Annotated in this window: 17 protein-coding genes and 1 pseudogene; 10 read left to right on the forward strand and 8 right to left on the reverse strand. The window is 59.1% G+C overall.

From position 1 onward, the window contains the following. Nucleotides 1-7 precede the first annotated feature (7 nt). Both ACR0FB_RS10355 and ACR0FB_RS10360 read right to left on the reverse strand, forming a co-directional pair. The gene (locus ACR0FB_RS10355) at nucleotides 8-3283 is read right to left on the reverse strand and encodes an adenylate/guanylate cyclase domain-containing protein (protein WP_480620558.1); all 3276 of its coding nucleotides are present in this window, start codon (nucleotides 3281-3283) and stop codon (nucleotides 8-10) included. 116 nt (nucleotides 3284-3399) lie between these two features. After that, nucleotides 3400-4284, reverse strand: coding sequence for a LysR family transcriptional regulator (locus tag ACR0FB_RS10360; protein WP_171635540.1), 885 nt, complete (start codon nucleotides 4282-4284; stop codon nucleotides 3400-3402). Between the two features lie 103 nt (nucleotides 4285-4387). On the opposite strand from ACR0FB_RS10360, the gene ACR0FB_RS10365 reads away from it, so the two are divergent. From ACR0FB_RS10365 to ACR0FB_RS10390, 6 genes and pseudogenes are all read left to right on the forward strand, one after another. Next, a complete protein-coding gene (locus ACR0FB_RS10365; RefSeq protein ID WP_480491776.1) occupies nucleotides 4388-5830 on the forward strand; it encodes an aldehyde dehydrogenase family protein in 1443 nt (480 codons plus the stop codon). Continuing rightward, nucleotides 5830-6804, forward strand: a complete 975-nt coding sequence (locus ACR0FB_RS10370) for a membrane dipeptidase (RefSeq protein ID WP_480491774.1) — start codon at nucleotides 5830-5832, stop codon at nucleotides 6802-6804. The genes ACR0FB_RS10365 and ACR0FB_RS10370 overlap by 1 nt, the downstream gene beginning before the upstream one ends. A 4-nt stretch (nucleotides 6805-6808) precedes the next feature. Then, nucleotides 6809-8497, forward strand: a complete 1689-nt coding sequence (locus ACR0FB_RS10375) for a hypothetical protein (protein WP_480620560.1) — start codon at nucleotides 6809-6811, stop codon at nucleotides 8495-8497. Next, nucleotides 8494-9123: a DUF3726 domain-containing protein gene (locus ACR0FB_RS10380; protein ID WP_210093179.1), complete on the forward strand. Its 630-nt coding sequence runs from the start codon at nucleotides 8494-8496 to the stop codon at nucleotides 9121-9123. Before ACR0FB_RS10375 ends, ACR0FB_RS10380 begins: the two co-directional genes overlap by 4 nt. 11 nt (nucleotides 9124-9134) lie before the next feature. Further along, the gene (locus ACR0FB_RS10385) at nucleotides 9135-10151 is read left to right on the forward strand and encodes an Ldh family oxidoreductase (protein WP_480620562.1); all 1017 of its coding nucleotides are present in this window, start codon (nucleotides 9135-9137) and stop codon (nucleotides 10149-10151) included. Nucleotides 10152-10247: 96 nt separating this feature from the next. Further along, nucleotides 10248-10449: pseudogene (locus ACR0FB_RS10390) on the forward strand (IS5/IS1182 family transposase); the annotation flags it as partial. A gap of 551 nt (nucleotides 10450-11000) precedes the next feature. Here ACR0FB_RS10390 and ACR0FB_RS10395 read toward each other — a convergent pair. Together ACR0FB_RS10395 and ACR0FB_RS10400 are read right to left on the reverse strand one after the other, a co-directional pair. Next, on the reverse strand, nucleotides 11001-11936 hold the full coding sequence (locus ACR0FB_RS10395; protein ID WP_171635528.1) for a mechanosensitive ion channel family protein: 936 nt from the start codon (nucleotides 11934-11936) through the stop codon (nucleotides 11001-11003). A 56-nt stretch (nucleotides 11937-11992) separates the two neighbouring features. Continuing rightward, nucleotides 11993-12808 (reverse strand): response regulator, encoded by an 816-nt coding sequence (locus ACR0FB_RS10400; protein WP_171635526.1) that lies wholly within the window; start codon nucleotides 12806-12808, stop codon nucleotides 11993-11995. 57 nt (nucleotides 12809-12865) lie between these two features. Between ACR0FB_RS10400 and ACR0FB_RS10405 the strand changes: the two genes are divergently transcribed. The 4 genes from ACR0FB_RS10405 to ACR0FB_RS10420 are packed head-to-tail and all read left to right on the forward strand — an operon-like array spanning nucleotide 12866 to nucleotide 16869. Then, the gene (locus tag ACR0FB_RS10405; protein WP_245218085.1) at nucleotides 12866-13090 is read left to right on the forward strand and encodes a NepR family anti-sigma factor; all 225 of its coding nucleotides are present in this window, start codon (nucleotides 12866-12868) and stop codon (nucleotides 13088-13090) included. Continuing rightward, a complete protein-coding gene (locus tag ACR0FB_RS10410) occupies nucleotides 13083-13628 on the forward strand; it encodes an RNA polymerase sigma factor (RefSeq protein WP_171635524.1) in 546 nt (181 codons plus the stop codon). Before ACR0FB_RS10405 ends, ACR0FB_RS10410 begins: the two co-directional genes overlap by 8 nt. Nucleotides 13629-13634: 6 nt before the next feature. Continuing rightward, a complete protein-coding gene (locus ACR0FB_RS10415) occupies nucleotides 13635-15395 on the forward strand; it encodes a sensor histidine kinase (protein ID WP_480620564.1) in 1761 nt (586 codons plus the stop codon). Continuing rightward, nucleotides 15373-16869 (forward strand): phospholipase D family protein, encoded by a 1497-nt coding sequence (locus ACR0FB_RS10420; RefSeq protein ID WP_480620565.1) that lies wholly within the window; start codon nucleotides 15373-15375, stop codon nucleotides 16867-16869. The genes ACR0FB_RS10415 and ACR0FB_RS10420 overlap by 23 nt, the downstream gene beginning before the upstream one ends. Here the strand turns inward: ACR0FB_RS10420 and ACR0FB_RS10425 are convergent. From ACR0FB_RS10425 to ACR0FB_RS10440, 4 genes are read right to left on the reverse strand one after another with little or no spacing between them, the layout of a single operon-like run. Next, nucleotides 16866-17867 carry an AI-2E family transporter gene (locus tag ACR0FB_RS10425; protein ID WP_480620567.1) on the reverse strand — a complete coding sequence of 334 codons (1002 nt, stop codon included), beginning with the start codon at nucleotides 17865-17867 and terminating at the stop codon, nucleotides 16866-16868. The genes ACR0FB_RS10420 and ACR0FB_RS10425 overlap by 4 nt on opposite strands. 9 nt (nucleotides 17868-17876) lie before the next feature. Continuing rightward, a complete protein-coding gene (locus ACR0FB_RS10430) occupies nucleotides 17877-18638 on the reverse strand; it encodes a hypothetical protein (protein WP_480620569.1) in 762 nt (253 codons plus the stop codon). Then, nucleotides 18631-19029, reverse strand: a complete 399-nt coding sequence (locus ACR0FB_RS10435) for a phage holin family protein (protein WP_171724072.1) — start codon at nucleotides 19027-19029, stop codon at nucleotides 18631-18633. Before ACR0FB_RS10435 ends, ACR0FB_RS10430 begins: the two co-directional genes overlap by 8 nt. Further along, nucleotides 19022-19531: a hypothetical protein gene (locus ACR0FB_RS10440; RefSeq protein WP_480620571.1), complete on the reverse strand. Its 510-nt coding sequence runs from the start codon at nucleotides 19529-19531 to the stop codon at nucleotides 19022-19024. Before ACR0FB_RS10440 ends, ACR0FB_RS10435 begins: the two co-directional genes overlap by 8 nt. Between the last annotated feature and the right edge of the window lie 158 nt (nucleotides 19532-19689).

Consider the following 19689-nt stretch of genomic DNA (forward strand, 5'->3'; position numbering starts at 1 on the left):
TTGCCGCCTAACTGGTCAGAAAATCCGCGCGGCCCAACAAGGATTGGGTAATGCCCATCGCGGCAAAATGCTCGGTCATACCGGCAAAACCGCTATGCTCTGACGGTGGAATATTCTGCCTTCCGCTCTCGGCCAACAGCCGTGTTTGACGAATGGACAGGTCAACCATCGGCAACGGCTCGTTCCTGGTGAACGCGGCAAGGTCATCCGCATACTCCATTGCGGCATCCCAATCACCACGCGCCAGCATGACGGCGCTGGCATCGGGGAAAAAGTGCAGATGGCTGTGGCCAACACATCCCTCGGCGATGATCTCGGAACCCAGTTTCAAAAGGCGCGTTTGCTCATCCGGGTCCGGTTCGGCCATCGCCAGGGCTGACAGGGCCTTGGGTCCAACAAAGTTCCGGCCATGTTCAAGCGCGATTTCGACTGCTCGCAGACCGGTTTCACGTGCGCGCCCGACCTGGCCGGCATAAACCTGCGTTCTGGCCAAATGTTCCAACGCCTGCGCTTCAAGGCGTTTTGCGCCCACGCGCTCTGCGATTTCGGCCGAAACGCCAAAGGCTTCCAGCGCACGGTCGAGACTGCCCAGAAAGGTCTCGGCCACGCCAAGGCATGTTTGCGCAACACATTCCGGAACGAAAGCGAAATACGTCTGCGAGATTTCAATCGCCTCATTGGCATCTGCTCGGCCCTGCCCGACATCCCCAGTATAGCTGCGCGCCACGCTGAGATTGTGCAGATTGGCTGCAAGGTCCCGAACCAGCCCTTTTTCGCGTGCCCGTTCAGCGGCTTGGGTATAGAACCCCGCCGCCGTCTTCATCGAGGCTTTCATGAAATTGGCGTCGCCAAACCCACTCAGCGCCCCAACCTCAAGGCGCGGGGATTCCAGCTTGCGGGCAAGCGAGAGCGCCCGCTCGTTGGCCTTCAGCGCTTCTTTGTTCCGGCCCAGCGGGAAATAGACGTTGCCGCGCACATAGCTTATCTGGGCCTCATCTTCCTCGGACCCGCAGCGCTGTGCCGCTGCCTCGGCCGTGTCGAGCGCTTCCAGTGCGTCCTGATACAGGCTTGCTTGCCGCGCCGCCTGCGCAAGCCCGATATGGGCCCGGGCGATTTGTTCGTCTGTTTCAGCCAAACCGGCGGCGTCTTTGAACTCGTCCAAAGCTTCGTTTGACAACCCCTGCAACCGATGGGTTTCGCCCCGCGCGCACAGCAGGTCAAATCGGACACCCGCCGGGGACGGCAATTCCAAAGCACGCTCGATCAGCGGGCTGGCATCGTCGAATCGGAAGGCTTGTATCAATTTGTCGGCTGCTTCCAGATAGGCTTGCGCCGCGTTATTGGCCCCGGCCCGGTCCAGATGCTGGGCGCGCAAGGTTGCATCCTTGTCTTCGAACCACTGAGCCGCCTGCCGGTGCAGGCGGGCGCGTTCGGATTTGACCAGTGTTGCATAGGACCCGTCCCGGATCAGCGCGTGGGTAAACATGAAATCGGGCCCTGCCTCTCGGATCAACGCCGAGCGGATAAGGTTGCTGGTATCCAGATGCCCTTCACCCAGAATGAAATTCAGAACTTCGGGCGAGAACCGTTGACCCAGAACCGATGCAGCCTGAATGGCGGTTCGGCTGGCGCGATCCAGTGCGTCCAATCGCGACTGAACGATACCCTGAATACTGCCCGGCACAGTTTCCTGTTTGAGCACATCCGTGTTTCGCAACAGCTGCTCCAGAAACAACGGATTTCCACCGGCGCGCTGGACGCAGGTTTCCAGCAAGTCGCGATCGATGGCCCGGAACTCTTCGACCAGTTGCCTGACGTGCTCTTCTCCCATCGGTGCCAGTTCCAGTTTTGACACCAGCGCGCCATCCGTGGCCATCTGCCAGTTCCTGTCGATCGGATCGCCCTCGGCCCGGCTGGTCATCATCAACACACAGGGCGTGTTCCGCGTCACCGCGGCGATATGAGAACACGCCGCCAGGATGTCGGGCGTCGCCCAGTGGATGTCTTCAATCTGAATAAGCAGGGGCGATTCCCGACTGCTGGCGGAAAGCAGCTCCTCCAGCACCTGACGCCGCCCCCGCAGACGGGTCTTGTTGTCCATCACCGCATAGACCTCGGCCAGGCCCGGATCCTGCTCGAGTTCAAGCAAAGCATTGAGGTGCGCAGCGTTGGAAGGGCTGACCCAGCCCTTGGTAATGGCCTCTTTTGCAACGGCCGCCCCGGTTTCCGCCCCGTCCGACGCCTCAAGCCCCAGAATGCTGCGTGCAACGGTCTGAATGGCTGAATGACCTTCGCGCGCGCCGAAATCCATCACAACGCCGTTGTGGATCGTGTAGGACAGGCTGGTCGCCAATTCCGCCACTTGCTCGGACAGATGGGTTTTTCCAATTCCGGGTTCGCCCAGAACGATGTGCACTTCACCTTTTCCATGGCGTTGGCATCGGTCGAATGTGGCCGAGAAAATCGACATCTCACGCTCGCGCCCGATGAATTTGTGCCGTCTCGTCCGAATGTTCCTGGCCAGCCGGTCCAGACGCCAGACCTCAACCGGCTCGTTCAACCCCTTGATCGCCTTGACCCCGATGGAGTCGCCCACGAACAACGGGCCCAGCGCGCGTTGAATGTCATGTGAGACCAGAGTCTCGCCGCCCCCTGAGATATCTGTCAGCCGAGACGCCAGATTCACCCCATCCCCTGTCACCGTATATTCCGTATGCGACTGGCTGCCTGTCGTACTGGCGATGACCTGACCCGAAGAGATACCGATATGACAGGACAGCGGCGGTGATAACGTCGGAAGAACCGCATGAATTTCAGCTGCCGCCCGTGCTGCCCTTTCCGTGTCATTGGTATGTGAGATCGGCGCTCCGAAAACGGCCATGACCGCATCACCGATATGCTTGTCGATGCGGCCGCCGTATTTTTCGACCACATTGTCCACTTTGCTGAAGAACTGGTTGAGCAGCGCGTGCAGGTCCTCGGCATCCAGCTTGCTGGACATTTTCGTGAACCCGGTCAGGTCCGCAAACATCACCGTGACCTGCCGCCGCGCAGGTTCGTGCGGCGCTGCGGGTTCAGGCTCTGCGGCGATCTGCGCGGAATCAAGTTGCTCGATGGCACGCAAAAGCCGCCGACGATCGCCGACAGCGGTCACACCGATTTCGATCAGATCCTCGGCCGTCAAATCAGGCAGAATGGAAAAGTCGATCTTATTATCAATGAAGGCCTGCGCGTACTCGTTTAATCCATTTGCGCTCAACCAGCCCCTCAGATCTTGAGACATGTCGCCCCTCTGAAGTCCCCCACTTCAAGCGAGAACCTAGCATGGCAGCGGGCGTGAGTCTGCAAAAACCAAATTAATTTGTGATTTTGAGCAGGGTTAATCCCCTTTTGATGCATTCACAGGCTTGAATTTCCAAACCCACTCGACAGGACAAATGAACGACAGGCCTCCGAGATTTCTCGGAATCGCGACCTTTCCCGCACATAAAGATACACCTCGCGCCTGTCCGGCAAATCCGAAATCGGACGAAAGGCGACTGCGTCCGGGATGAACTGCGCGACGGTCTGCGGCAGGACCGTGATCCACTGGCCTGCCCTGACAGTCGTGATCAGGGAATGCGTGTTGTGGATGGTAACCTCGGCCCTGTCCAGAATTTCTCGGAAAGGCGCGGACTCGATAAAGTCACACAGGGCGTTTCGCACGAAAGGCTGAGCCACCAGATCGCAAATGGCTGGCGGCTCGGCCCGAGTCATCAGCGGATGATCGGATGCTGCAACCAAGCCGAAACGGTCCTGAAACAGCGGCTCTGCACTGACCCCGTTCAGCGGAAAATGGCCGGATGCTATGCCGATATCAGACGTATCCCCGGCGACCGCATCCAGAACCTGCTGCGAATCTCCGTCTCGCAGCTCGATCTTCAGGCCGGGAAAACGAGACGTCATATGGCCCAGCAGGGCAGGAAAGACCAGCGCCCCCACGGACGGCACGGATACGATCCGGATCAACCCGTGCTCGGCCTGTGCCGCCAGTTCAATATTCTGAACAGCCTGATCGAAATCCCGCACCTGTTTGAGCGCAAGGTCGAGAACTTGCTGACCGAGCGGAGTAAGGTGGTTTTTCCGTTCGCCTTCAAACAGTTTCTTGCCAAGATGCTCTTCGAATTGTTTCAACATCATTGAGACCGCGGATTGCGTGCGGCCCAAACGGCTGGCTGCCTCGGCAAGATTTCCGGTTTGGGCCACGGTGCAAAAGCACCGCAGCATCTCTATTTTCACGGCCATGCTTCAATCTTTCTGAAGTTTTCTAAAGTTATTTGAGTTTGACTGATGTCGTCAGCAAGTTCCATTCTTTCGCAAACTGAAATTTGCGAATTTGGGGCCTGACGTGACCAAACTGAATCTAATTGCCGGCGAATGGCTGGCTGGCGAAAGCGAAATCGAAAACCGCAACCCATCGGATCTGAGCGATCTGGTCGGCATGTTCACACAAGCCAGCGCCGACCAGCTTGAGGCGACCCTGGATCAGGCGCGCGTCGCGCAGGCCGAATGGGCCGCCTACGGGCTCGAGCGCAAACAGGCCGTCCTGAACGCCATCGGCAACGAGTTGATGGCCCGCGCCGAAGAGCTGGGTACTTTGCTGAGCCGTGAAGAAGGCAAGCCGCTGGCCGAGGGCAAGGGCGAGGTTTACCGCGCCGGTCAGTTCTTCACTTACTATGCGGCCGAATGCCTGCGACAGATCGGTGAGAACGCCGATTCCGTGCGCCCCGATATCGAGGTGGACGTGCGCCGCGAAGCTGTTGGCGTGGTTGCCATCATCAGCCCGTGGAACTTCCCCACTGCAACCGCCTCGTGGAAGATTGCCCCGGCGCTGTGCTATGGCAACGCGGTTGTGTGGAAGCCCGCCAACATCACCCCTGCCTCGGCCGTGGCCCTGACCGAAATCATCGAACGGCAGGACATCCCGAAAGGTCTGTTCAGCCTGGTGATGGGCTCGGGCCGTTCCATCGGTCAGCGGCTGGTGGAAAGCTCCAAGGTCAATGCGATTTCCTTCACCGGGTCTGTGCCCGTGGGCAAAGGCATCGCCGCCGCCGCGATCCAGAACCTGACCAAGGTGCAGATGGAAATGGGGTCCAAAAACGCGCTGGCCGTGATGGACGACGCCGATCTGGATCTGGCGGTAACTCTGGCGCTGGGCGGGGCATTCGGCGGCACCGGTCAGAAGTGCACCGCTTCGTCGCGTCTGGTGGTTCACGCGGGCATCCATGATGCCTTTGTCGAGAAACTGGTTGCCGGTGCGCAGGCAATGAAAGTGGGTCACGCGCTGGAAGCGGGCGTGCAGATGGGCCCCGTCGTCAGCCAGCAGCAGTTGAATGAAAACCTCGCCTATGTCGAACTGGGCAAATCCGAAGGGGCCGAGCTGGCCTGTGGCGGTCAGCGCCTGGAGATGCCCCATGACGGGTTCTACATGTCGCCGGGCGTGTTCCTGAACACCACCAACGACATGCGCATCAACCGCGAAGAAATGTTTGCGCCCCTGACCAGCGTCATCAAGGTCGGCAGCTATGACGAGGCGCTAAGCGTTGTGAACGACACCAATTTCGGCCTGACCTCGGGCATCGTGACCAAATCGCTGGCCCGCGCCACCCATTTCCGCCGCAACGCGCGCACCGGCGTGGTGACGGTGAACCTGCCCACCGCGGGCACCGATTACCACGTGCCTTTCGGTGGCCGCGGCGACAGCTCGTACGGACCCCGCGAACAGGGAAAGGCGGCGGCTGAATTCTACACGACCGTCAAAACCGCCTATATCAGCGCAGGCCCCGTCTGATGCGGATCGATGGCCTGCAATATGCCAACTGGTCGGAAAAGATCTTTCGCCAGTTGCGCGAAGGGGGCGTGGATGCGATCCACGTCACCATCGCGTATCATGAGAATTTCCGCGAAACGGTACTGAATTTCGAGAAATGGAACCGCTGGTTCGAGCAATACCCGGATCTGATCATGAAAGGCCGGTGGGCCAGCGATATCGACACGGCCCGTAATACGGACCGAACCGCCGTGTTTTTCGGGTTTCAGAACCCGTCGCCCATTGAAGACGATATCGGGCTGGTCGAAATCCTGCACGATCTGGGCGCGCGGTTCATGCAACTGACCTACAACAACCAATCCCTGCTGGCGACAGGTTGCTACGAGGCCGAAGACACCGGCATCACCCGCATGGGCAAGCAGGTCATCAAAGAGATGAACCGCGTGGGCCTTGTGGTCGACATGAGCCATTCGGCAGACCGTTCCACGATCGAGGCGGCTGAAATCTCGGACCGGCCCATCGCGATTACACACGCCAATCCGCACGAATGGTCCCCGGCCCTGCGCAACAAGCGGGATGACGTCATCCGTGCGGTAACGGAAAAAGGTGGGATGCTGGGCTTTTCGGTCTACCCTCACCACCTGAAAGACAAGTCCGATTGCACGCTGGAGAGCTTCTGCGAAATGATCGCCCGCACTGCTGACAAACACGGGGCCGAACATCTGGGGATTGGCACTGACTTGTGTCAGGATCAGCCCGACAGCGTCGTGGAATGGATGCGTGTGGGGCGTTGGACAAAAGAGATCGACTATGGCGAAGGCTCGGCCTCGGCCCCGGGATTCCCACCGATGCCGGGTTGGTTTCAGGACAACCGAGACTTTGGCAACATCGAAGAAGGGTTACGCGCGACCGGCCTGAACGATGACGAAGTGGCCGGGATCATGGGCGGGAACTGGTATCGGTTCTTTGCCGAGAACTTCGTCCCACAAAGGTAACCAAATGGAACCACACGCGCAGACAGAGATCGCCAGACGTGACCCATCCACGGTCATGCGGCTGTCACGTTTGGGATCGTCGCACCAATGTCGGCTCAGCTTTATGCGGCAGCTGACGCGTCGCATGGCCGAGGAAAACTGGAGCTTTTCGCGCCCCGCGTTCGAAATTGACAACAAGGGTGTGGGCCATGCGGTCTACACTGCGCAAGGCCCTGATCGGGCCTATTCGCTGGTCGCCTTTGCCCATGACCTGCCACCCGATCAACGATCGGACCGGGTGATTGCCGAGGCCTGGGATGCCACCTTTACCTTGTTTGACGGCATTCCAACGTCAGAGGATATCGACCGTCTGTCGCAGAATGTTCCGTTGCAAGAAGCCGGACGCGTCAGCGAAGCCGAACTGTCCCTGTCGCGGGCGAACCGTTCCGTGCGGCTTTGGGCTCATGTGGTGGATCAGCTTGCTGCGGGGCGGCAACCCGACCTCGAACAGATCTACAAGGTCGGCTATCTGATGCGAACCACGGCCGTTTATGGTTCGGGCAAATTCGGCGCGGCGGACCGCGAAAAGACAGCCGGCCGGGCCGAAGTCAGCGGTCCGTTCCAGATCGAGATGCTGTCGGTCTATCTGACCCGCGCCTTTGTGCGCGATCTGGTGCAGCACATGGCGCAGGTCAAAGGCCAAGACCAGACCGCAGAGCTTGATCCAGACATCGCGCGCTGGCTGGGTATCGGGAATTCGACCGGCCTGGGTATGGCGCCGTTCATCGTCAATCACCCGGTGCTGTTCAACAACTGGATCATGGTGCGCGAGGAGGCGATCTCGCGCGTTCGGTCCATTGATGCGGCTTCGGAAGATGAAGCACGTGTCTTTTGCGATGTCTTTGCACGCTGCAAACAGTCAATCGCCTGGTGGCGATCTGAACACCCGGTGCAGGTGGAAAAGCTGGCGGCGCTGAATTCGGATCTGCAAGAAATCGAGAAATACCTGGCCAAGGATGATCTGACACAGGATCACCCCTGGAACCGACTGATCCTTTGGTCCGAAGCCGCGCTGACCGAAGAAGGTCAGGAGCTGCTGGCCTCTTTGATCCTTGAACCTTACGGCGCGCTTGTTGACGGGCTTGCGAGCTGCATGGCAGACACCGACGCCTCTGCACAGGTGATTGATGGGACCATGCCGGTATCAGCGGTGCGCGCTTTGATCCGGAACAGTTTTGACTGGGCTTTGAACCTTGATTGGGCCGCCGCCGAAAACTGCGCGCGGGCCTGGTACGTATCCGAAGAAAAGCTGGAACCCCGGCTGGGCGAGCGGTTCGAGGAGCCGATCTCGGATTATGAACAACCTCTTGCACCGGCGCGGGATGCAACCTTGGCTTTCGAAGCGTTGCAGAACTGGCCTGATGACGCTCCGATAGCAGAGTTTCTGTTGCGCCATCCGGAACACCGCCACAGCGTGCGCCGCGCGCAAATCAGCCGTATCGCTCCCTACGGTGAAATTCGAGACAACACGATCAGCGCGCAGGTGATGCCCATTGATATGCTGCGCGCCAAACTGTCCTTCTTTGGGGCGACGCATTTCGACCCGCGTTCGGATCGGTGGGTGCGTATCTGCATGTATGCGGGCGCGCCCTACCCGGAAGAGCTGAACACCGCGAACGCCGATCTTTGGGTTTATCCGGAGGTTGTGCAATGACCTTCTCGTTGAACGAAGTGGAAGCCACCGCCAAACGCGCAACCCGTGGGGCTGGATATGCCTGGGGTGTGGCGGAGGAGGCCGCGAAAGCAACCCGATGGCTTTGCGTCCAGGGGTTTGACGGGCCTGCGATCCTGTCCCAGTTGCTTGAGCTAGAATTTGCGCCGCACCTGGAACATCACATCCCAGAGGCCCGGGACGGCATGTGGGCCGGCGCCCGGGATCTGTGCCCCCTTATGACCGGATCGGCGCTATCAGATTGCCCGGACGCCCTGTCGCAAGGCAAAGTTCTGATTTCCAATGTTGCCGCACCTCTTCTGTTGCTGCCCTTTGTCGCCACCATGGCGAAAAAGCGGAAATCGACTGTGGAAATCACTTTGGACGGGGTTTCCGCGACCACTGATGGTGTCCATCTCAGCTGTGAAGATTTCGGAATGGACAAGGCAAACCGCGTAGGGATAACCGAAACCGGCCGCAACAGACCCACCCGTTCCTTGCACAGCCGCGCTGACCCGGATCCGGGGGCGTGGCAATTCCTCAACACTGTGGCGCATCGCACCTATGCCCCCGCAACTGAAGAATCCCGGCTGCTTGGCGCTGGTGCAGGCTTGTCAGACAACGATTGAAGGACCACCCGATGACCGAAACCAGAACCCTCTCGCTTGCCGAAATCGAAGAGCTGTCATTCAATGCGCTGGTTGCCGCCGGCACAAGCGAAGAAAACGCGCGCCCTCTGGCTGTTGCCACAGCCGCGACCGAAGCGGACGGCGTGGCCAGCCATGGGCTGGCGTATATCCCGATCTATTGCGAGCATGTTCAATGCGGCAAGGTGGACGGTCACGCAAAACCGGCCCTTGAAACCCCGCGTCCGGGCCTCATCCGCGTCGATGCCAAAACCGGGTTTGCACATTCGGCCATCGATCTGGGTTTCGAGGCGCTGATCCCTGCGGCACGGGAACAGGGCATCGCCGCATTGGCGATCACAAACAGCTACAATTGCGGTGTGCTGGGCTATCACACGTATCGGCTGGCCCAGGCAGGGCTGGTCGGATTGGGGTTCACCAATGCGCCAGCATCCATCGCACCCTCGGGCGGATCGAAACCTGTTGTTGGGACCAATCCGTTCTCGATCGCTGCACCGGGTACGGATGGTCAACCCGCGCTGCTGATAGATCAAAGCGCCAGCACCATCGCCAAAAGCGAAGTGATGAAGCATGCAAGAGAAGGCAAGGCCATTCCTGTCGGATGGGCGCTGGACGCTGACGGCAACCCGACAACCGACCCTGACGTTGGTTTGAAAGGCAGCATGGCCCCCTCGGGCGGCTACAAGGGCGTGGGTGTTGCTTTGCTGACCGAAGTCATGGCCGCTGCCCTTACCGGATCGACACTTGGGTTGAACGCATCGCCTTTTTCCGGAACGGCCGGTGGCCCCCCGAAGACAGGGCAGTTCTTCATTGCGATTGATCCCGTGGCGTCCTCTGCAGGTTTGTTTTCAAATGCCATGGCAACTCTGGTTGAGTCGATCAGAGCTCAGGACGGCGCGCATCTGCCCGGTGATGGCCGCCGCAAGAGCCGGCTTTCGTCAAGCAAAGCGGGTGTCGCAGTGAACTCCGCAACCCTGTCAAAGATTGAAGCGATTTTGGGCTCCGACTAGGCGACGACCTCACCTTCCATTGGGTGCAGTGACCAATTGGCGGCAATCCCCAAAATTGCGCTGGACAATTCAGTCAAAGGATTTGCCTGTCTCTGATTTACAGGCGCGTTGATAGGCAACGGGATATGCGCCTGTATCCCGGGCCGCAAAAAGCGCAAGTCGCGTGTGAAATCCGATATGCGGCGATCCGTGCCGCGCGAAAACGTTCGGCAGACTAAAAGACTGGCAGCGCGTTGAAACCCGACAAGACCGATGTCTCACGGTCTTTCTATCGGCTGTCGTGACGTGTTGGCGTTGAAACACAACTGGGCCAGACCCAAATCGACGCTCGCTGCACGGCCCAAGAACCTGTGATTCTCGCTGCCATTCGCTGCGCATGCTGCCAAGGACAGCCAAAGCAGCGATTTAGCGGAGTATCCGGCACTTGGCGGTCGTTGCGCAAAAAAGTTGCAAAACGGTCCGTTTGATTGCCTGCAGCAAGCCACATTGCGGCTCTACTGCAGGCTCTGCCTCTCAACTTTCCAGGAAATCGGATATGACTGTAGCGGCCTGTTTCAGTTTCGGAGCAAAAAGGGGCGCACTCCAAAACCCGGTCAGTATTGAATGCTCATTGACAGGCTTTGCGACGAGAGTTCCTTCTCAACGACCCTGGTCTCGTCGATCACGCAAGTAGCAGTTTTTTCACCAGATACATCCAGTCTCACATAGTAAGTTCATGGCCATCCCATTTTGTTGTTTCAGTCGCTGCAATCATTGCAGCGTCCCAGCCGATGACCGCATCTCAATTGCTCAAAACGCTACATCTGTCCGATGAGCTCTGGCTTCAGACCCCAGGTTCAACAGTCAAGGTTATTCTGCCGCGATCGCCTTCTCTTGCCGTCTCTCGACGTCTTCGATCAGCAGCGTGCGGGTTGGGAACGGAATATTGATATCGGCTTCGTCCAGCGCCTCTTTGACTTTGCGCTTCATGTCCGCCTGGTATTGGAAGTAGTCCGAAGACTTGCACCACACGCGGACAAGAAAATCGACGCTGCTGCTGCCAAGATTGTTCACCTGGATGAACGGTTCGGGATCAGCCAGCGAACGGGCGTCCGACATGATCGTCTCGCGAATGACGCGCTCGGCCTCCGCCAAGTTGACGCCGTATCCAACGCCGAACGTCCACTCGGCACGACGGGTCTCGTAGACGGAATAGTTCTTGATGGTGTTTCCCCACACCTCGGCGTTGGGAACGATAACCTTGACGTTCCCCATATCCGCAATTTCGGTGTAGTTCAGGGTGATATCTTTTACGGTTCCGAGCACGCCATTCACGTCAACGAAATCGCCGATCTTGAGCGGTCGGAACAGGATGATCATCACGCCGGCTGCAACGTTGGACAATGTGCCTTGCAGGGCAAGACCAATGGCCAAACCCGCGGCACCGATCAGCGCGATGATCGACGTCGTCTGCACCCCAAACGTATTCAGAATGAACAGCCCTGTAAACGCCAGGATCGTATAGCGCGCCAGATTGCCAAGAAAGTTGAAAAGCGTGTCGTCCAGACGTTCCGAGTTTTCACCGACGCCCCGGATCTTCCGGCCGACATATCTTGAAATCACAATCCCAAGAACCAATAGAATCAGCGCCGCGATCGCGTTCGCGACGAGGCCAAGAAGGGCCTCGAGCGTCAGCAGGTCGCTCAGCGATTTCCCGTCATACAGCTCGGTATTCAGAACTTGTGACAGTTTGGCCCAAACGGTGTTCGTCACGGTCTCTGCGGTCTGTGCAATCTCGTTTTCCATGATGTTCCTCGTGTTTCATCGCCTGAGTTTTTTTCTTGCAGCGCGGTCCTGCCGCGTCAGACCTCGATCACGGCGCTAGAGGCAAAGAACATGGCCTGGCTGACGGCCGATTTGACCTGTTCTTCGGTGTAGGGTTTGGAAATCAAAAAGGCCGGTTCGGGCCCTTTGCCCGTCAGTAGGCGCTCGGGGAAGGCGGTGATGAAAATGACGGGGCAATCGCCGTGCTGGGCAATGATGCGGTTCACGGCATCGATTCCGCTGGACTTGTCCGCCAGTTGAATGTCCGACAGGATCAGGTCGAACGGCTCGCGCTCGGCCAAGTCAATGGCGGCCGTCTCGGTGCGTGCGACCCCTGTGACCCGGTGGCCCAGGTCGGTCACCATCGTTTCAAGATCCATCGCGATGATTGCTTCATCTTCGATGATCAAAATGCGCCCAGAAGTGTGGCGGGCCATTTCCTCGTAGGCGATATCGATCAGCTTCTGAGCCTCGGCGGGTTCTATCTGCATGATTGCGGCGATATCGCTGACCGAGAACTCTTCGACCGTGCGCAGCAACAAGGCCTCGCGCGTATTGGGCGTCAGGCGTGCCAACTGGGCGTGAGCGCGCGATTGAATGTCAGAACTGCCGCCATCGGCGTCAACGGGCATTCCCGACGTTGACCAGATACCGTGAAAAACACGAAACAGCGCGACCCGCGGCGCGAGATCGGCATCGAACTGGGCGGGATCTGCAAGGATCGCTTCAAGCGATGCAGCGGCGTAGGCGTCGCCACTGTCCTGTGAGCCGGTGAGGGCACGGGCATAACGGCGCAGAAACGGCAAGAGCGGGCCAATTTTATCTGCGACGGAAACTCCGGTCAGCTCGGTCATCTATGTTTTCCTCATTTTTTTCTCTAAACTCGGGAACCAAACGCATACTGGGGCGTTATGGTTCCAGCAAAAGTAAAAATTTTTGATGATGCCATGACAAAACCACAGCCAAGCCGAAGCCATCGGCAAGAAATAGAGCAAAGGATCGACGAGAACCTCAAGCGGGCTTTCGATGAGGTAGCCAACGAACCGGTTCCGGATCGATTCGTCGATCTTCTTGAAAAACTTCGCAATCAGACCAGTGTTCCCAAAAGCGGTGACACGGGAGGCTCGGATGGTTGATCCGCGAGAAGAGCTTGTCGAACATATTGGTGCGATGCGTGCCTTTGCGATCAGCCTGTGCCGAAACGGGGCCACGGCCGATGACATCGTGCAGGACGCATTGATCAAGGCATGGAGCAATATCGACTCGTTCCAGGAAGGCACCAACATGCGGGCGTGGTTGTTCACCATCGTCCGGAACACCTATTTTTCGTTGCACCGCAAGCGCAAGCGCGAAGTCGAGGATGTGGATGGCGCCATGGCCGAGAGCCTGTCGCAAAAGCCCGACCATGACGGACGGCTGGCGTTGAAGGATTTTGCTGTTGCATTTGACCAACTGACGGATGAACAGCGCGAAGCGTTGGTGCTGGTCGGTGCACAAGGGTTTTCCTATGAGGAAGCTGCCGAGATGTGTGGCGTCGCCCTTGGAACGATCAAAAGCCGGGTGAACCGGGCCCGCGCGCAACTGGCCGAACTGATGGGTTTGGAAGATGACGAACCCATCGAATTGACTGATGCGGTGACGGCGGCGATCGTTCAGACGCAACCGGCGGCCTGACGATCGATGGGTGCGAAACCGCGCAGCCTGACCGTCTATCTTGCCGCGCTGGTCACCCTGGCGCTTTTGCCTTTGGGGCTGATTGCGGTATTGCAGACACGCGCTGTGATTACCGAGGCCGACGAAAGATCTCGGGCCTCGGTTTTGGCGCGCACGATCGAAGCTGCCACCCGCGAACGGGAGCTTCTACAGAAAGCTGTTGGTGCCAGTTCGGGACTTACAGCCGCGCTTGCGGAGGGAAGCCTGGACAATGCCGCTTGTTCGGACCTCATGCGCCGGTTCGTTGAACGCCAGCCCGAGTTCGTATTTGCCGGATTCATCCAGCCAAATGGGATTATGGCCTGCTCGACCGTCGAGAAGGACATCGATTTGTCGGACGCGCCCGGTTTCGGGCAGATCTCGGAAAATCCGCAGCTTACTTTTTCTGTCAGTCGTGCCGGGGCGGCGACAGGGCAATCAGTGATCATCGTAACCCAGCCGGTCATGAACAGGACTGAGCTTATGGGGTTCGTCTCCATCTCGATACCTCATGCGCTGGCGCGCACGCCCATGGATGTTGGCAACATTGGTAGTGACGTGGTCATCGCCCTGTTCGACGCGACCGGAGAAGTGCTGTCATCAAATGTGGGCTTGGATGAGGTCAAACCATTCCTACCGCCCGCGAAAGAAAACCTGTTGGTTCTGTCCAGTTCCGGCAAAACATTTTCGGCTAAAACGGCCGACGGAGAGGATCGGGTTTTTGCAGTTGCCAGCATCATTCCGGGCGAAGTCGCCGTGATTGGCAGTTGGCCACGCGAGGCGGCGCTGGCCTCTGTCGGTGCAGGCAGCACTGCCCTGACCATTGCTTTTCCGATCCTGATGTGGGTGACCGGTCTGGGAGTTGCCTTGTGGGGCCTGCATCGATTGGTGATCCGGCATCTCGACAGCTTGCGTTCGGCCGTGCGTCGTTTCGCGTTGGGCGAGCGCGACCCGATTGAAAGCCTCGCAGGCGCCCCGCAGGAGTTTCAGCAAATACAGACTGCATTCAACCGCATGGTCTTGTTGATCCGCGAGGCTGAGGCGCAGCACGAACGCGACCTTGTCGAAAAAACGATCTTGTTGCGCGAGGTACACCATCGCGTCAAAAACAATCTTCAACTGATCGCTTCGATCATGAACATGCATTTGCGCAAGGCCGAAACCACCGAGGCCCGGCGCTTGCTGGAACAGTTGCAGCGTCGGGTTCGCGGCCTGGCCATGGTGCACCAGAGCTTGAACCAGAACTCGCAGATGACGACGATCAACACCGAGGCACTGATCGGACATTTGGTCGCCGAACTGGCGCATCGACCGCCAATTCTGGGTCAGGTGGTCGAGGTTGACTGCCGGATCGCGCCTGTCGAACTGGGGCAGGATCAGGCAGTCACGCTGTCGATGCTGGTGGCCGAGGCACTGACGAACGCGGTCAAATACGTAGGCGTTCCGCAGAACGGACCGCCGACAATATCGGTGGAATTGACCCGACCCGAGGAGAACACCCTGCACCTGAAAATCTCCAACACGCGCGGGCAGACAGACGACGGTGCGGATATGTTCCATAGCGGCGGGATCGGTCAGCGGCTGATGCAGGCCTTCCTCCGCCAATTGGACGGTTCCGAAGACATAACCGAGACGTCATCGCATTATGTGTATGAGGTGACGTTCGAAATCTCCGAAGTAGAAGCGGATAGCGAACCACAGTCCATTGCGGATGAGAGAAGCGGTGATGCCCGTGCCGCAGCAGAATGACTTTGAGGTCCTGATCACGGCCGAGCAAGCCTGGCCCGCCTTGGAAAAAGCGGTTCTTGAGGCCCGGCACCAGATCAAGGCAAGTTTTCGGATATTCGATTTCATGACACGGCTGCGCAGCGACGAGGCGCGCCAGATTGGGGAAACCTGGTTTGACCTGATCGAGCATGTCATTCGCAAGGGTGTAACGTTTCATTTGGTCATCAGCGATTTCGATCCGATCTTCGCGACCGAGTTGCACGAGCTGAGCTGGCGCACGAAACGGCAGGCGGTTGCGCTGGCGGAAATCCTGGGTCCAGAAATCGCCTCGCGCTTGACCGTTCGCGTGTCCATGCACCCGGCGCAGGCTGGCGCATTGCCGTGGGCCGCGCTGTTGCCGGCGGTTCTTCGGAAAAAGGCGCAGCGGATTCAGAAGCTGTCCCGCGAACGACGCGAACGGCAGGCAGTACGGCTGGGGTCGGACACGTTACCCCGGCTTCACACCGTGTCGCACCATCAGAAAGTCGCCGTAATCGACAATGAGATCTGCTACCTCGGCGGATTGGACTTGAACGAAAGGCGCTTTGACACACCGGATCACGATCGTCTGGCCAAAAACACCTGGTCAGACGTTCAGTTGCTTGTCCGCGGACCCGAGGCCGCCGAGGCCGCGCGCCATATCGACCGGTTCGAACATGAAATCGCAACCGGACAACCGGACCCTCAGGCAACCCACCTGCGCCGCACCCTGTCCAGCCCGCGCCGGTTTGCGTTCTGGCGGCTGTCGCCAAAGACCATCGCGCATGAGATCGAGGATGAGCACATAGCCGCCTTTCAAGCCGCGCGGCAACTTCTGCACATCGAGACCCAGTATTTCAGATCGACTCGATTGGCCGAGGCTCTGGCTGAGGCGGGCCTTAACAAGCAGGACCTGAAACTGGTGCTTGTTCTGCCAGCTTTACCCGAGGAAGTGGCCTTTGGCGGGCATGACGGACTGGACGCGCAATTCGGGTTGGACCTTCAAGCCAAATGCCTGGAGATCATCCAGCAGGGGTTCCAAGACCGTGTATCGCTTTCGACCCCGGTCCAGCCGATTTCCGCAAGCGGGGCCGATGACCGCGCCGAGGTTCTGAGCGGGTCTCCGATAATTCACGTTCACAACAAAGTTCTGGTGGTGGATGACAATCATGCCTTGGTCGGGTCCGCCAACCTGAACGGACGGTCTTTGCGGTGGGACACAGAAGTCGCCCTTCGGGTCACCGACCGGCAGCGGGTGGCGGTTCTGCGACAAGCCTTGGTGGACCATTGGTGGTTCTCGGATGATCTGAGCAAACAGATCGAGCCCGATGCCATGTTCGCGTGGTGGGGGCGAGAGGTTCAGGCCAACGGTGTGCGGCGCCCCGAAGCGCGCAGCGGCTTCCTCGTCCCGCATGACGCCGACGTTGCGCGCGACATGCGGCAACCGCTGCCCGGGGTAACTGAAAACATCGTCTAGCTGGTTGTGATCGGGCTCATGACCTTGGGGTTCATCAACACGCCGAACCACAGCAAGATCGGCAGCGCGACGATGGCGCCGACCGACCCCCAAAGCCAAAGCCCAAAGATGATGGCGATGAACACGACCAGCGGATTCACCTGCAGACGTTGGCCAACGAAGGCGGGTGTTACGAATTGTGCTTCAGAAAGATTGATCGCCAGGAAAACCAGGGGAGGCAACAGGGCCGCGGCTCCACCGAACTGGGTTAAACCGGCGATCAGAAGGCCGGTCAGGATCATCAGCGGGCCGAGATACAGCACAAAATTCAGAAGGCCGGCGGCCACCCCCCAGATTACGGCGTCATTGATGCCGATCAGCCCCAAGGCCACAGCCGTAACAGTCCCAAGGCCGATATTGACCAACGTCACGGCAGCGAAATAGCGATAGACCGCGCGGTCAGCCAGATACAGCCGCTCTTTCAGGGGACCGGCTGCGGCATAGAGCTCGGGCCGGGTCAAAACGAAAAAGAACAGCGTGCCGATGAAAATCAGGATCTTTGATCCGAAATTGGGCGCCAGCCACAAGGCATCCATCACTGACGGAAGGGCGGACTCCGTTTCCGCTGCCCCATCGGCGCCGACGGTTTCCTCGATCTCGCGTCCAAGCGTTTCGATGCCCCGAATGAACTCGGACATCGCGGCGACCCAAGAGCGCAACTCACGTTTGATGGCAGGCAACTGTTCGACCAGCGTGGACAGCAACGGTTCAAGCAGAAGGAACGCCGCGACAATGACGGTGCTGGTCACGAACAGCAGTGCCGAGGCGGATATCACACGCGGGCAACCGACCTTCTCAAGCTTGTCGGCAAGCGGGGCGACCACGACCCCCAAAACCAAAGCGAATGTGATCGGAGCGACGATGGACCGGGCCAGGTACAAAGCGGTGATGCTGGCGATCCCGGTCAGGATCGCCAGCATTGCACGCAAGGCCGATGGAGAGCTGAAAGCAGTTGGCATGGGCGCGCTTCACTGACTGCGCAAAGCGCCAGAGGCCCGATCTGCCGCGTCATCCAGCCGTACATTGGCCGCGGCATGCAGCTTGTCCAGTTCTTCGTTCAAAACCTTTTGGGCGTGACGCATCAGCTGATCGCGCCGATGGCCCAGCAGCTCGTCCTCTTTGCGAGTGTTGGGCAGCAGAGCGCCGGCCAGAATACCTACGCCCAGCGCCAATGCGCCGGCCGCCAGCGGCTGATCATGGACGAAGGTCTGCGAGGCCTTCGCCGCCTTCCGCGCACGCTTCTCGACCGCTTGCTGCGCACCGATTGCGGCCTTGCGCGCTTCGATCACACGGGCACGGGCTTGGGGTGAGAGCTTGTCCAGACCACGTTCCAAGGCGGCGGACAACACGCTGGCAGATTGGCTGTTTTCAGTCATTCCTGTCATCTCCTGTTTCATGCGGCTGTCAGCGTCGGCGACACGCCGGTCAAACCCGTCGAAGGCCTGCTGCGGAGGTACGGCCTGGGGCGGGGATTGAGTTCTTTTTGCGCCAGACCCGGGACCCGCAACCAAAAGGGCTGCTCCTGCACCGAGCAGAGCAAAGGCGGCCGGATTTTTTTGAGCCGCGGACCAGAGTTGCGCACCGATCTGCCCGCCATAGGCTTCGAGCGTCGATTTCGCCTCGTCTGCCAGGCGTGGCGGCGCCAGCGTATCCGACAGAGCATTCAGCGAGCGTGCAAGAGCGCTGCGTTCGTATGCGACCTGCGTTTCAAGAGGTGTCAGGTCAGACATGGGTCGACTCCTTCATCGCTTCGATGTCGCGCTGCAGGTTTTTCATGGTTTGCTCGGGGACCAGCGCGGTGGCGGACAGGCGGGACCGGCCAAAAAGCGCCAGGCACGCAGCAACCAGAACGAAACCCGCGCCAACGAGCAACGAGGCCATACCCACCGACAGTCCATTGGCGGCGACATACGCGACCAGGGCTGTGGCCATGAGGTTCAGCGCGATCATCAACAGGATCAGAGCAATGCCAATGCAGGCCAGCCCTAACCCCGCTCGCGTCAGGTTTCGGGACAACTCCTCCTTGGCAAGCTTTACCTCAGCCTGAAGCAAACCCGACAGATGTTTGAGCGCGTTTGCCACAAGCCCCGGTGCAGATCGCAGATCGTTGGGGTTATGCATCGCGGCCACCATTCATCCGCGCCAGCGCGCTGGTGTGGCCCGACGTATCGGCCGAGGTCCCATGCAACAGCGACGGATCAATATCCCAAGGATCTGCCCCAAAAGATGCGGATTGGGCCGCGCCCGTATTGCGCGCGCTCAGGAAACGGGCTGCAGCAAACCCGGCCAAGGCAGCCGATCCGACGAACAACAGCGGGTTTTCGCGGGCGAAATCAGACACCTTTCGGCTCATAATGGCCAAGTCGGCAGAGCGGACTTGCCCAGCCACAGCTTCCATGTTGTCCGCAATCCTCGACAAGACCTGATGCTGCACCGATTGGTCGGGAAATTCATCGGCAGCGGCGTCGGCTGCATGAGCGGCGCTCTCAACCTCCTGCGCTGCGCTGTTCTTCAGCGATTCGGCCCGGGCCGAGGCCTCGGCGGTCACGGTGTCCTTGACCTTGCCGGCCAGATCCTGGGCATGGGCTTTTGCTTTCTCCGCGGTCTCGGTTCGACGTGGCATGGTTCGATCTCCTGTGTTGAGGTCTCGGTCCCCCAACGCATGGAAGGCGAGATTGTTCCCAACACCAGTTCGAACACCACTGAAGACACAGTTCGGTATCTGCCCGAACCCCCATTTTTCGGGCCAACGCAGAAATATCGCCGGTGCCCGGAACCAGT

The organism is Ruegeria sp. P10 (assembly GCF_056534925.1).